The sequence below is a fragment of the Cyanobium sp. Copco_Reservoir_LC18 genome, assembly GCF_009834675.1.
Taxonomy (GTDB): Bacteria; Cyanobacteriota; Cyanobacteriia; order PCC-6307; family Cyanobiaceae; genus Cyanobium; species Cyanobium minutissimum.
The window spans coordinates 122,322-135,350 of the sequence record NZ_ASAC01000022.1 but is presented as its reverse complement, the minus strand read 5'-3'; the positions used below and the strand labels follow the sequence as shown (position 1 = coordinate 135,350).

The following is a 13,029-nucleotide window of genomic DNA, read 5'->3' as shown; positions in this document are numbered from 1 at the left end:
TGCTTCCAGAGGCGCTGCCGTGATCCCCGATGCCCCGTGGCTGCTCGACCGTGAACGGCGCTGCCGCCGCGACGGCAGTGGCCTGACCACCGCGGATCTGCTCGGCTGCTGGCGGCTCGAGCGGATCTGGAACAAGGGGAGCCGCCAGCCCGCCTCGGCGGCCGCCGTCCTGCTGCGGGGGCTGGCGGCCCGGTTGCGGCTGTCCGCGGCTGGGGCGGGTTCGGAGGATGGGGAGCTGCGGCTGGCCAACAGCGTGCGGATCGGTGCCCTGGAGCTGCGCTTCGAGGGTGCGGCACGTCTGGAGGGCCGCCGCCCGCTGCTGGTGTTCAGCTTCGAGCGCCTGCTGCTGCTGCTGGGCGGGCGGGTGCTGATCGAGCGGGCCCTGCCCCGGCCCGATCCGCTGCGCCGACCCTTCTTCGCCCTGATCGCCGCCGAACGGCCGCTCTGGCTGGCCGCCCGCGGCCGTGGCGGTGGCCTCGCCCTGTGGCTGCTCGAGGAGGCGGACGGAGGCCAGGGGGCTCAGCTGACGGCACCGTGATGCCATGGTCGGCGTCCGGGCTGGGCCGGCAACTGCCCTGCTGGACGGGCTTGAGGGTCCCCGGCTGCTCGCCCCGGTGCCGCTCCGGCCATGGGACCCGGAGCGTGGCGTCAGGGGGTGGCCTGCGAACCGGGCTCCTGCATCCGCTCCAGGTTGGAGCCGAGGTCGGATTCGAGAAACTCCTTCACCACGTGGCCCATGCCGCTCAACCCCGCCAGGGCCGACTGCAGGGCCGGCAGGTTGATGGCCACCTCCTCGTTGGGGTAGGCCCGCAGGAATCCCACCGCCGAGAGGGTTCCCGAGCCGGCCTCGATCCCCAGGATCGTGGCCGAACGCAGGGCCACCATGCCCACCGGCGGCGCCTTGAGGGGATAGAGGATCCCGGACAGCCGCTCCAGGGCACTCTCGCCGAAGCGGGTGCTCAACAGCCTGCTGGTCTGCACCAGCGGCAGCGGCACCCGGTGGTTGAGCAGCTTGCCGACCTCGGCGGGGTCCTTGCCGCCCAGCCGCAGGGCATCCCCGAGCAGGCCCACGGCCTCCCCGGTCCGGGCCAGCCGTTCCAGGTCGGCGACGGGGATCGAGCGGCGAAACGCCCCACTGACGAAGACCACCTGCTCGGCCGCCCTGGCCGCCGGCCCGGCCAGGATCAGCAGGGTGGCCAGCCCGGCGCCGCCCCAGACGCGGGCTGTGGACGGGAGGGAGGACAGGGGGAGCATTGATCGGGAGGCCGGATCCAGGGGCGCCGGATCAAGTGTGGATCAGACATCGGGCGCGGGCGCCTCAGGGGTTCCAACTCGCCAGCCGGTCGGTCACGTCGATCAGGGAAAGGCTCCCATCCCCCCAGCCACCGCTGGGCAGCAGGGCCGGGGCACCCGGCCCGGGGGCGACGGCGGGACCGGCGGCGAAGGCCCCGTTCACCCAGGCCAGCAGCAGGCCCCGCAGGGGGCCGCCGCCCCGGTCGTAGGGGGAGCCCATGTTGAAGTGATCACCGCCCCCCGCAAGAACCAGCCGGTGGCCGGCCTTCCCCAGGCGGGCGACCCGGGCCATCGGAGCGATGGCTTCGGGACCGGGGGGCACCACCCAGTCGCGGCTGCCGCTCACCACCAGCACCCGGCCCCGGAAGGCCGGGGCGGCTCCGGTGTCGAACAGCAGGGACATCGGCGGACTCACCGCCACGACGGCCTTCACCCGCGGGTCGGTGAGGGCCGCCTGGTCGGTCCCCCCCAGGAAGCTGCACTGCAGCACCCAGCTCAGGTTGCGCTGGGGGTCCTGAAGATCGCTGCAGCGTGCCTCCAGTTCCTGGGAGGTGGGGCTGGCGCCCGCCAGTTGCAGGGCCGTGGTGGCCCCCCAGGACTGGCCCAGCACCACCACCGAACCGGTGTCCAGTCCGCTCGGCAGCCCCAGGGTCCCGGCGGCCACCGCATCGAGCAGGGCGGAGATGTCGAGGGGGCGCAGGCGCAGCTCCGCCGGACCGGGGGGTGGCACCTTGCCGGAGAGCATGGCCTGCTGCTGGGTGCGGTCACTGCCGGGGTGGCGGGGCAGCAGCACGGTGTAGCCGTGGCTGGCCAGATGCCGCCCCCAGCCCTCGAAGCTCTCGGGCCCATCCCAGAGGCCATGGGAGATGGCCACCAGCCGGCCGGAGGCCTGCTGCGTCGGGCGGATGACCACCACCTCCAGGGGCTGGGGTCGGTAGGCCACCGGCAGGGTCAGGGTGTCGCGCCGCACCGGCAGGGGACCCGGATCCCGCAGGGAGGGGGCCGGAGTCTCTGGCGGCTCCCCCTCCAGCAGACGGTTGGCCGACAGCAGCTGGGCGTTCATCCGCTGCAGCAGGAACAGGCCCTTGCCCACATCCACGCTGGCGGTCCGGCCCGGCACGGCCTGCAGCACCCCCAGCATGGTCAGGTGGCCTCGGCCGGCGGCCCGGTCCAGCACCTTCAGCACCGTGTCGCTGGAGATGTCGGCCGGCAGACCGTCGACCCCCCCGAGGGAGGAGAGCAGCAGCAGGGCCTGCTGGGCCAGGGGTGAGGGCACCACCTGGCGGGCCACATCCAGGGCCTGCAGGGGCAGGGGGGCGTTGAAAAGATCCACCAGGGAGCGGCCGATGCCGCCCCGGGTGGCCTGGTCGAGTTCGGCCAGGTCGCTGTTGCCGGCGAGCAGGGCCCTGGGATCGCTCAGTTCCGCCAGCCGGATCGAGAACGTGGTCTCCACCAGCGGCAGCTTCAGCTCGATCGTCTCCAGGGCCCGGGCCGGCGACGCCCCTGCCATCGTCGCGGCCAGCGCCAGGCCCAGGCCGGCCAGGAACGGAGACGTCCGCATCAAGAGAGCCACCCCGCCGTCGGGGCCGCATCCTCGCAGAAACGAACGGCCCCGGCCCGACCCGTGGGCCTCATTCCACGTCGTCGTGGGCGAAGCGGTTGTAGAGGAAGTCGAGGGCGGTGTTGCGCAGCTCGTAGTACTTCGGATCTTCCATGATGTCCTCCCGGTTGCGGGGCCGGGGGAAGTCGATCGGCATCACCTCGCCGATCGAGGCGGCCGGACCGTTGGTCATCATCACCAGCCGATCGGCCAGGAACAGGGCCTCGTCGATGTCGTGGGTGATCATCAGCACGGTGCATTTCTGGGTGTTCCAGATCTGCAGCAGCTCCTCCTGCAGCTCCTCCTTGGTGATCGCATCGAGGGCCCCGAAGGGTTCATCGAGGATCAGCACCTCGGGGCGGATGGCCAGGGCCCGGGCGATGGCCACCCGCTGCTTCATGCCACCGGAGAGCTGGGTGATGCGTTTCTCGGCCGCCTTGTCCAGACCCACCATCGCCAGGTGCTCCATGGCGATGTCGCGCTTCTCGCGACTGGCGAGCGTCGGCTTGACCGAATCGATGGCCAGGTAGACGTTCTCGTAGGCCGTCATCCAGGGCAGCAGGGCGTAGCCCTGGAAGACCACCATGCGATCGGGGCCTGGCTTCTGGATCGGCACCCCGTTGAGCAGCACCCGGCCGGAGCTGGGCTGGGCGAATCCCGAGACCATGTTCAGCAGGGTGGACTTGCCGCAGCCGGAATGGCCGATGACGCAGAGGAATTCCCCCTGCTGCACCTCGAGGTTGATGTTGTCCAGCACCGGGTAGGGGCCGGTGGGTGTGGGATAGACCTTGCCCAGCGCGTCGAAGCGCAGCAGAGGTTGGGTGGCGGTGATCGTCATGGGAGGGGTGGGGACAGACAGGTCGGGGGGGTCAGGCGCTGAGCAGCCGGGGCTGGCCGATGGGGATTTCGGCGATGCTGAAATCGCGGTGCAGGGAGACCTCGTTGAGGTAACCGATCGGGTCTTCGGGGTTGAAGGGGCGCCCATCGAACAGCTCGATTCCCTGGCGCTGATAGCTCACGTCCTCCAGCCCCAGCTCCCGGGCGGCCGTGCTGAACACGCCGACGGCGCAGATCCGCTCCAGGATCTCCACATAGTTGCGCGGGAAGGGGATCTCGGCCCAGCGGGCCAGCTGGGTGAGGATCCAGAGGTGCTCGGTGCGACTGGGACGGTTGAGCCCAGCACCGAAGAACAGGTGGTGGGGCTCGCCGTGGGGCGCGAAGGGATCGCTTTCGCCAGGCTGGCCGCTGAAACGGATCAGATCCGCCTTCATGCCGAGATAGCGCCGGTCGCTGAGCAGTTCGCTCATCTCCGGCCAGTGGGCGGGATCGGCGCAATAGCGGCAGGCCTCCAGCAGCGCCTTGGTGAGGGCGATGTGGGTGTTGGGATAGGCCAGGGCCCAGTCCTCGCGGGCGCCGAGCACCTTGCCGGGGTGCCCCGACCAGATCTCCAGATCCCCCACGATCGGGACGCCGTGACCGCTGCTGGCGGCCCGGAAGTTCCAGGGTTCGCCGATGCAGTAGCCGTCGATGGAGCCGTCCTTGAGGTCGGCCAGCATCTGGGCCGGCGGCAGGGTCTGCAGATGGACGTCCTTGTCCGGGTCGATGCCGTTGGCGGCCAGCCAGTAGCGCAGCAGCAGGTTGTGCATCGAGGCGGGGTGGACGATGCCGATGCGGTGGGGTTCCCGCTCGTGGCTGCCCAGCCAAGCCCGGTAGTCCTCCACGGTGTTCACCCCCTGCTCCGCCAATCGCTTGGCCAGGGTCACCTCGTTGCCGTTGCGGCTGATGGTGAGGGCCGAGACGATCGGCAGCGGATCAGCGCCATGGCCGCCGGCCGTCATCCAGGTGGGCATGCCGGACGGCATCATCGCGGCGTCGAGGGTGTTGTCCACGAGGCCGTCGACCACACCGCGCCAGCTGGTTTCCCGCACCAGGTGCACGTCATCGAGTCCGTGCTTGGTGAAGAAGCCCTTGGCCTCGGCCACCGCCAGGGGGGCGCAGGCGGCCAGGGGAATGAAGCCCAGATCCAGGTTGACCTTCTCGAGCCCATGGCGGGCCAGCACCTTGTGGGGCCGGGCCTGCCATTGCTTCACGCGCTTCTGGCGGTTGAGGAAATAGATGATCTCCGAGCGCAGGCTGTAATAGCTGGGGTGGTGCACCACCGTGAGCCGCTGCCGGGGCCGGGGGATGTCCACCTCGAGAATGCCGCCGATCTTCGAGCCGGGGCCGTTGGTGAGCATCACGATCCGGTCGGAGAGCAGCACCGCCTCATCCACGTCGTGGGTGACCATCACCGCGGTGAGCTCGTGCTCGTTGCAGATCTGCATCAGCTTCTCCTGCAGATTGCCCCGCGTCAGGGCATCGAGGGCGCCGAAGGGTTCATCCAGAAGCAGCAGCTTGGGCTTGATGGCGAGGGCCCGGGCGATGGACACACGCTGGCGCATGCCACCGGAGAGCTGGCCGGGCAGCTTGCCGGAGGCCGGGGTGAGTCCGACCATCTCCAGGTGTTCCTCGATCACGGCATCCCGCTCGGCGCGTCCCATGTCGGGCATGACCTCATCGACCGCGAGGGCGATGTTCTGGCGCACGGTGAGCCAGGGCAGCAGAGAATAGTTCTGGAACACGACCATCTTGTCGGGTCCGGGACGCTTCACCGTTTCCCCCTCGAGCAGAACGGTGCCGCCGGTGGGCAGATCCAGACCGGCGATCATGTTGAGCAGGGTGGACTTGCCGCAGCCGGAGTGGCCGATCAGGGAGATGAATTCGCCTTTGCGAATTTCCAGATCGATGCCCTTGAGGGCCAAGTAGTTGCCCCCACCGGAGAGGGGAAAGTTCTTTTCGATGTTCTGGACATCAACGAGAGCTGTCATGTCGGATCACGGTTGGGTGAGATAGAAGTAGCTGAAGGCCAGGACCATGACCGTCATCAGCAGGACGCGAGCCAGCAGGAATCGAATCACGTTCCGCTTGTCGTTCATCCAGGCTTCGAGGGTCCCGTAGGCTTTGGTGGCGGGAAGAAACATCATGGATTCAGCTCGTTCACTGACCGGAAGCGATGCGGGACTGGAGCCAGACCATGAGGCGGTCAAGGATCAGACCGATGGCACCGATCCAGATGACGCCCAGCACGATCTCACCCACATAGTTCTGCTGATAGGCATCCCAGATGAAGAAACCGATGCCCACGGTTCCAGGCATGACGATCTCCGCCGCAATGATCGCCAGCCAGGCCAGACCGATGGAGATGCGCAAGCCCGTGAAGATGTAGGGAAGGGCGGACGGGATCAGAACCTTGGAGAAGAAACGCCCCTTGGACATCTGCAGCACCAGGGCCACGTTGCGGTAGTCCTGCGGGATCTGGCGCACCCCTTCAGCCGTGTTGATCAGAATCGGCCAGACGGCGGTGATGAAGATCACGAAGATGGCGGCCGGCTGGTTCTTCTGGAAGACCACCAACGCGATCGGCACCCAGGCCAGGGGAGCCACCATGCGCAGGAACTGGAACAGGGGATCGAAGGCACGGTTGATCGAGGGCTTGAGCCCCACCGTGATACCCACGCCGATGCCCACCAGGGCAGCGATCGTGTAGCCCTGGGCCACCCGCCCCAGGCTGGCGACCGTCTGCCAGAAGAGCCCCTTGTCGAGGCCCCCATTGTCGAAGAAGGGATAGAAGATCAGGTTGCGGGTGCGCTCTTCGGTGAACAGGCTGGAGGGCGAGGGCAGCCGGGTGAGCCCGAAGGCGGAGGTGAGCTGCCAGATCAGCAGGAAGCCGCCGATGCCCAGCACGGGCGGCAACCAGTTGCCTCGGTTGCTCATCAACCACCTGGGGTGGTTGACGGTGTTCTTGCTGCGGGTGGACGGACGTCCGTCGGTGGAGCCGGTAACCATGACAATGTTCTCCTGGAAGGGAATGGAAGATGGGAACGATGGATTCGGTGCATGGACCAGGAATGGTGTGCGTCGGCCCAACTCACCACGCACACCATCTAGGGGTTAGTCCTGAAGATCAGCGCTTGATCTTCACGCTGTCGAGGTAGGCCTTGGGATTCTCAGGGTCATAGACGACACCGTCGAAGAAGGTCTCCTTGCCGCGGCTGGACGTGGTGGGAATCTCGCTGGCTGGGAGGCCCAGTTCCTGGGCTGCCTGACGCCAGAGGTCTTCCCGTGTGACCTTGTCATTGATCGCCTTGGCCTGCTCGATGGTGTCGACAGTGCCGGGATAGAACTTCCAACGCATCGACTCCAGCAGGAACCACAGCGTCAGGCTCTTGTAGGGATAGGAAATGACACCCCGATCACTGCTCCAGTACAGCGGTCCTTTCTTGGGATCAGTTTCCGGTGTTGGCGTGGTGCCAGGCTTGTAGCCACCCTTGAGGGCGAGTTCAAGAACGGGCTGGGGGATGTTGTACCACTTTCGTGAGGAGAGGATCTTGGCGGCCTCGGCTTTGTTCTCGGGCTTGTCCAGCCACTGCTGGGCCTCGATCACTCCCTTGATCAGGGCGATGGTGGCTTTGGGATGCTTGTCCACCCAGTCGGCGCGGACCGCCAGGAACTCTTCGGGGTGTACCGGCCAGATGGAGGCGGTGGTGGTGGCCAGGTAGCCGATCTTGTCCTCGACCACGCGGGTGGGCCATGGGTCGCCTGTGCTGAACAGCTCCATGGTGCCGTTGCGCAGACCCTGAACCGTCTCGGTGGCGGGCACGGTCAGCAGTTCGACTTCCTTGTCGGGGTCGATACCACCGGCGGCAAGCCAGTAGCGGATCCAGATGTCCTGATTCGCCTTCGGGAAGGTGTAGGCGGCCCGGAATTTGCGCCCCTCCTTTTGGGAGAAGCTCTTGAAGAACGGGGCCGCGGGCTTGAGGTCGGTGCTGAGGTTGGCGTCCTTCACACTGTTGGAGGCGGCGATACCGTTCCCCTGGCTCATCAGCATCGCCAGGATATACATCGGCACTTTCTTGCCATCGGTGATGGCGCCCTCGGTGATCATCTGGGGCATCGGCAGTTGCCACTGGCCGCCCTCGATGCCGCCGCCTGCGGTGCCGAGTACAACATTGTCTCGTGCGGCAGGCCAGCTGGCCTGCTTGGTCAGATTCACTTCAAGGCCGTGCTTGGCGAAAAAGCCCTTCTCGACGCCGATGACCAGGGGGGCTGCCTCAAGGATGGGAATGAAGCCAAGGCTGATGGTCTTGACCTCCAAGTCGGTGTTGGTGGACGTTGGAGCCGGGGTCGTGGTGCTCCCACCTCCACTATCTGTATTGCTGGGAGGATTTCCGAGGCAACCGGTGAGCACGATAGTGGACGTCATGGCGGCCCCGACGAGGGCGAGGAAACGGCGGCGGCGAATCATGGTGTGAAGGGTCGGCAAAGGATGGGAAGGTGCTGTTTGGCAGAAAAGAAGGGGCTGTTGAATCAACAGTCCCACGAGCTAAGGCAGATGGTTGAAGTTGTGCTGATGCCGTGGCAGCAGCTGTGAAGCAAGTGACTTCAGAACGGGGCGAAAGATGGTGTTTGGTGGGTCCCATTTCTGGGGTCCGGAAAGATTACAGGCTGCCTGGCATCTTCGTGGGTTCAGTTCAAGTAGTCTTGTGGATAGCCGGTATTAATCGAACTTATCGATTGCCGATCTTCCCTTGGTGCCAGCGTCTGACACCGATGAAGTCCAGGATGCGTGTATTTGCGAACACATCATGTTCGGTGGAGCATCCTGAGTTCAAGGCAGAAGAAAGGGGGCAGACGCCCCCGAAGTGAATCAATGACATTGGCTGTTTCCCAAGCACTTAGTCCCTGATCCCACGAGCTGGGTGGAGGCCTCAGCCGTCGCCCATGGCAGTGCTTCCCAGCGAGACCGTTTCTCTGGGGGAGACTGTCCCGTCCACTTCGTTGCGGAGATCCCCTCCGGCAAGGGACTGTTCAAGGCGTGGGATTCCGTTCCCGCTATGGCCCGCAGCGATCTGCTCCTGGGCCTGGCGCATCCGCGCGGAGACCTGGGCTTCCGGATCGACGCCCGCGAAGGTTGGTGGTAACCAGACCCGGACCACCATCAGCAGGGCCATGGTGGCCAGAAACAGGCAGACGGCCAGAATCTGCTGCCAGTCGGTCTCGAGGACGCCGTTGACAATGACTTCACGCAGCACCGAGACGATGGCGATCTCAACGGCGACACCGATCGAAACCCGCTGTTCCTGCAGATAGATGATCAGCAGCCGGAACAGTTCGACCAGAATCAGGATGAACAGGAAATCGGCGGTGATTTCGTGAAAGGCTGACGACGTGATCAGGGTGGAAAACGTGCGCTTCAGCTGCAGCACCATGACGCCGAACAGACCGAGGCAGAGGGAGATCGCAATCAGATCCTGGATGGCCTCGAGGGCCAGAACGATCTGGGTGCGTCGCAGTTGCTGATGCCAGGGGATGGTGTCCTGCGGCTCAAAAACCGGCTTTCTGGTGGGCTGGTGGTTCATCGCGAAGGGTTCTCGGGAAGGGCAGGGGCGATGGGGAGAGAGGCGCGGAAATGCCGGGAAGGGCACTCAGGCAGGCGGCGCGGGGCAGCAGCAGATCGGTCTCGCTGAGCTTGACGACCTGACCCATGGTCCGAAACCGGGTCAGGGCCTTGGTGACGGTGACCCTGGTCATGCCGGCGATGTCGGCCAGATGACGATGGGTCAGGTTCATGTCCTCCAGCGAGAGGGTCGTGCCGCGGCTGCAGACCCGCCCGAAACGGCCACCGATCCAGTGCAGCAGGTGCAGCAGCCGTGTATCGGCCGGTCGGACCCGATGGATCCGCAGTAGTTGGGTGGTCTGAGTGAACAGATCACGCATGAAGTCCAGATTTTCGGCTTCACTGGGATCCCAGGCGACAACTTCCACCCGGGTGAGGGAGATCAGCTCGTAGGGGGTCATCCCGCAACCGGTAGGAGTGATCACTTCGCCCGGTCCCCAGATGCCGAGGGTGATGGATTCGCCCTCCTCGTTCCAGGTGTTGGCTCGGATGTAGCCATCGTCGATGCGCCAGCCCAGATCCGCAGGCACGTGATCATCGGCCCGGAGCTTCAGGTGCAGGGGTTGGGCGTTCATGGTGAGGTACATGGCGCTGCAGAAGGGGTGGCGGTGGCGGGTGAGGAAGAATGGGTAAGCGGTGATCGATGGCAGTGCCGCCGGGCGCCTCCTGAACGAGGTCCTGTCGGAGTCCGGGAACATTACTGACCATTTCTGCAGGATGGGTGATAACGGAACGCAGGATTGCCAATCCTGGCGATAAGCCCCGGTGATCGGATTGTCCGCCCATCTTCTCTGCCGTTCTTGGCCGTGACCGGTCCCCTTCCCCCTGCCGCCCACCTCCCCTACGCCGGCCGTCGGGTCAGCCTGGCCACCTGCCACGGCAAGGAACGTGTCCTGGCCAGGCCGTTCCACCGCGCCCTTGGCCTCACCGTTGTCGTTGCCCGTGGGTTCGACACCGACCGGCTGGGCACCTTCAGTGGCGAGCGGCCCCGCCCCGCCGATGCCCCGGAAACCTGTCGGCGCAAGGCGGAAGCCGGCATGGCGCACACCGGTCTGGATCTGGGGCTGGCCAGCGAGGGCAGCGTCGGGCCCCATCCCGCCCTCCCCTGGCTGGCCGTGAACACCGAGTGGCTCACCTTCGTCGACCGCCGGACGGGGCTGGTGATCACCGAGGCCCTGATGGCGCCGCGCACCAATTTCGATCAGCGGGTGGTGGCACCCTCCGAGGGCATCGACGCCTGGCTGGCTCAGGTGGGCTTTCCCTCCCATGGCCTGATCGCCCGCCCCATGGGATTCGATTCCACCGCCGCGGCCGCCAGTGGCCTGCTCTTCAAGGGGATCGGTGATCCCGCGGCCCTGGCCACGGCCCTGCATCGCTGCGCCGCCGCTTCCCGTGAGGGCCTGGTGCTCCTGGAGACCGACATGCGGGCGCACCGGAACCCGACGCGGCTGCGGGTGATCCGGACCCTGGCCTTCCGCCTGGTGCGGCGCATCGCCAGCCGCTGCCCCGCCTGCGGCTCCCCCGGCTGGGGCCTGGTCGAATCGCTGCCGGGGCTCCCCTGCGCCTGGTGCGGCGGCCCCACCGCAAGAACCCGCGTCGAGATTCTGGGATGTGCCGTCTGCGACCACCGCCAGGAGCGGCCGCGACCGGATCGCCGACCCACCGCCGACCCCGGTGACTGCCCCCGTTGCAATCCCTGATGCCAATCCCTCGGATGGTTATGGCCGCGATCAACAACACCTATCGGTGCCGTGACCCAGCCATCCAGCGTGCTCCCTAGGGTCAATTTCCACACCTTGGCTTGGGAGATTCATTCCAATGATGACAACGGCCACACCTGGATCTCTGGCGGTTGAGAGTCTGCTTCACCAGGCGGAAAAGCAGCGTTTCTCATCCCTTCCCCCATCCACGCAAGCCCCTGCCGGACGGCTGACGCTGCAGTGCGAGCCGGTTGCCGCCGATACCACGGCGCTGCGGTCCCTCGACTGGGATCGCAGTCGCTTCGACATCGAGTTCGGCCTGCGCAACGGCACCACCTACAACGCCTTCCTGGTGGCTGGGGAGCGACGGGTGCTGGTGGATACCAGCCATGCGAAGTTCCGTGGGATCTGGCTCGAATGCCTGGCGTCCTGCAGCGACCCTGCTCCCATCGACCATCTGGTCGTTTCCCACACCGAGCCCGACCATTCCGGCCTGATTGGCGACGTGCTCGATCGCCATCCCGATATCGAGATCATCGGCTCCAAGGTGGCGATTCAGTTCCTCGAGCACCAGCTGCATCGACCCTTTCGGCGCCGGGTGGTGAAGACCGGCGAGAGGCTGAACCTGGGCAGGAATCCGGACTCGGGCGTCGAGCACGAACTGGAATTCATCAGTGCCCCGAATCTCCACTGGCCGGACACGATCTTCAGCTTCGACCATGGCACCGGCACCCTGTTCACCTGCGATGCCTTCGGTCTGCACCATTGCTCGGACGACCTCTTTGATGTCGACCCCGGCGCGATCGCTCCGGACTTCCGCTTCTACTACGACTGCCTGATGGGCCCGAATGCCCGCAGTGTCCTGCAGGCGCTGAAGCGGCTGGAGGCCCTGCCGGCGATCCGCACCATCGCCACGGGCCATGGCCCGCTGCTGCGCCATCACATCCCCCACTGGCTGGGGGACTACCGCGACTGGAGCCAGGCGCGCAGCGGCAGCGAGGCCTACGCCGCCGTCTGTTACCTCAGCCAGTACGGCTTCTGCGACCGGATCAGCCAGGCCATCGCCCGGGGCATCGGCAAATCCGGCGCTGCGGTCCAGTTGGTGGATCTCCGCTCCACCGATGCCCATGAGCTGGCGGCCCTGGTGGGCGAAGCGGCGGCGGTGGTGGTGCCCACCTGGCCCGCGGCGCCGGACGGAGATCTGCAGGGGTCCATCGGCACCCTGCTGGCGGCCCTGCGGCCGTCGCAGTGGGTGGGCTGCTACGACGCGCTGGGCCGGGAGGATGAACCGCTGTATGCGTTGGCCACCCGCCTGCGTTCCCTGGGTCAGCCGGAAGGTTTCGCCCCCCTCCGGCTCTCACGGGTGCCGGCGGCCGCCGACGTGCAGCGCTGCGAGGAGGCGGGCACCGACCTGGGCCTGCTGCTCACCCGGGAGCGCACCATCGCGGCCATGAAGGCCCTCGACGGTGACCTCGACCGGGCCCTCGGCCGCCTCAGCGGCGGTCTCTATGTGGTCACCGCCGCCCAGCAGGAACGCAGTGGCGCCATGGTGGCCAGCTGGGTGAGCCAGGCCAGTTACGAGCCACCCATGCTCACGGTCGCCGTCGCCCGGGAGCGGGCCATCGAGGCCCTGATGCAGGTGGGAGACCGGTTCGTCCTCAACGTGCTGCGTCAGGACAACCACCAGCCCTTGCTCCGGCATTTCCTGCGCCGCTTCGCCCCTGGCGCTGACCGCTTCGAGGGGGTGACCGTGCTGGAGGACGTGGCCGCCGGCGGCCCGGTGCTCGGGGATGCGCTGGCCTACCTGGGCTGCCGGGTGACCCAGCGGCTTGAGACCGCCGATCACTGGATCGTCGTTGCGGCGGTGGAGGAGGGCAGCGTGTCCGACACCGAGGCCGCCACGGCTGTCCACCACCGCAAATTCGGCAACCACTACTGAA

12 protein-coding genes are annotated in these 13,029 nt (G+C 66.7%); 3 read left to right on the top strand and 9 right to left on the bottom strand.

The features are described from left to right. The first annotated feature begins 19 nt into the window (after window positions 1–19). Window positions 20–538, top strand: a complete 519-nt coding sequence (locus tag L107_RS11875; RefSeq protein WP_159819069.1) for a hypothetical protein — start codon at window positions 20–22, stop codon at window positions 536–538. Window positions 539–648: 110 nt separating this feature from the next. On the opposite strand, the gene L107_RS11870 is transcribed toward L107_RS11875, so the two are convergent. The 9 genes from L107_RS11870 to L107_RS11830 form a co-directional block, all read right to left on the bottom strand. Further along, the gene (locus tag L107_RS11870) at window positions 649–1,254 is read right to left on the bottom strand and encodes an alpha/beta hydrolase (RefSeq protein WP_159819067.1); all 606 of its coding nucleotides are present in this window, start codon (window positions 1,252–1,254) and stop codon (window positions 649–651) included. Window positions 1,255–1,318: 64 nt separating this feature from the next. Continuing rightward, a complete protein-coding gene (locus tag L107_RS11865; protein ID WP_236550654.1) occupies window positions 1,319–2,854 on the bottom strand; it encodes a dienelactone hydrolase in 1,536 nt (511 codons plus the stop codon). 70 nt (window positions 2,855–2,924) lie between these two features. Next, window positions 2,925–3,731 (bottom strand): nitrate ABC transporter ATP-binding protein, encoded by an 807-nt coding sequence (locus L107_RS11860; RefSeq protein WP_159819065.1) that lies wholly within the window; start codon window positions 3,729–3,731, stop codon window positions 2,925–2,927. 31 nt (window positions 3,732–3,762) lie between these two features. Next, window positions 3,763–5,760 (bottom strand): nitrate ABC transporter ATP-binding protein, encoded by a 1,998-nt coding sequence (locus tag L107_RS11855; RefSeq protein ID WP_159819063.1) that lies wholly within the window; start codon window positions 5,758–5,760, stop codon window positions 3,763–3,765. 6 nt (window positions 5,761–5,766) lie between these two features. Then, window positions 5,767–5,913, bottom strand: coding sequence for a hypothetical protein (locus tag L107_RS11850; RefSeq protein ID WP_159819061.1), 147 nt, complete (start codon window positions 5,911–5,913; stop codon window positions 5,767–5,769). A 16-nt stretch (window positions 5,914–5,929) separates the two neighbouring features. After that, window positions 5,930–6,706 carry a nitrate ABC transporter permease gene (gene ntrB, locus L107_RS11845; protein WP_201295887.1) on the bottom strand — a complete coding sequence of 259 codons (777 nt, stop codon included), beginning with the start codon at window positions 6,704–6,706 and terminating at the stop codon, window positions 5,930–5,932. A gap of 190 nt (window positions 6,707–6,896) precedes the next feature. After that, the gene (locus L107_RS11840) at window positions 6,897–8,237 is read right to left on the bottom strand and encodes a CmpA/NrtA family ABC transporter substrate-binding protein (protein ID WP_159819057.1); all 1,341 of its coding nucleotides are present in this window, start codon (window positions 8,235–8,237) and stop codon (window positions 6,897–6,899) included. Between the two features lie 463 nt (window positions 8,238–8,700). After that, the gene (locus L107_RS11835) at window positions 8,701–9,351 is read right to left on the bottom strand and encodes a phosphate-starvation-inducible PsiE family protein (protein ID WP_159819055.1); all 651 of its coding nucleotides are present in this window, start codon (window positions 9,349–9,351) and stop codon (window positions 8,701–8,703) included. Beyond that, the gene (locus tag L107_RS11830; RefSeq protein WP_159819053.1) at window positions 9,317–10,225 is read right to left on the bottom strand and encodes a Crp/Fnr family transcriptional regulator; all 909 of its coding nucleotides are present in this window, start codon (window positions 10,223–10,225) and stop codon (window positions 9,317–9,319) included. The genes L107_RS11835 and L107_RS11830 overlap by 35 nt, the downstream gene beginning before the upstream one ends. Here L107_RS11830 and L107_RS11825 point away from each other — a divergent pair. Both L107_RS11825 and L107_RS11820 read left to right on the top strand, forming a co-directional pair. Then, complete coding sequence (locus L107_RS11825) at window positions 10,196–11,089, top strand: DUF6671 family protein (protein WP_159819051.1); 894 nt, start codon at window positions 10,196–10,198, stop codon at window positions 11,087–11,089. The two genes, L107_RS11830 and L107_RS11825, sit on opposite strands and share 30 nt — an antisense overlap. Window positions 11,090–11,210: 121 nt before the next feature. Continuing rightward, on the top strand, window positions 11,211–13,028 hold the full coding sequence (locus L107_RS11820; protein WP_159819049.1) for a diflavin flavoprotein: 1,818 nt from the start codon (window positions 11,211–11,213) through the stop codon (window positions 13,026–13,028). Window position 13,029 lies beyond the last annotated feature (1 nt).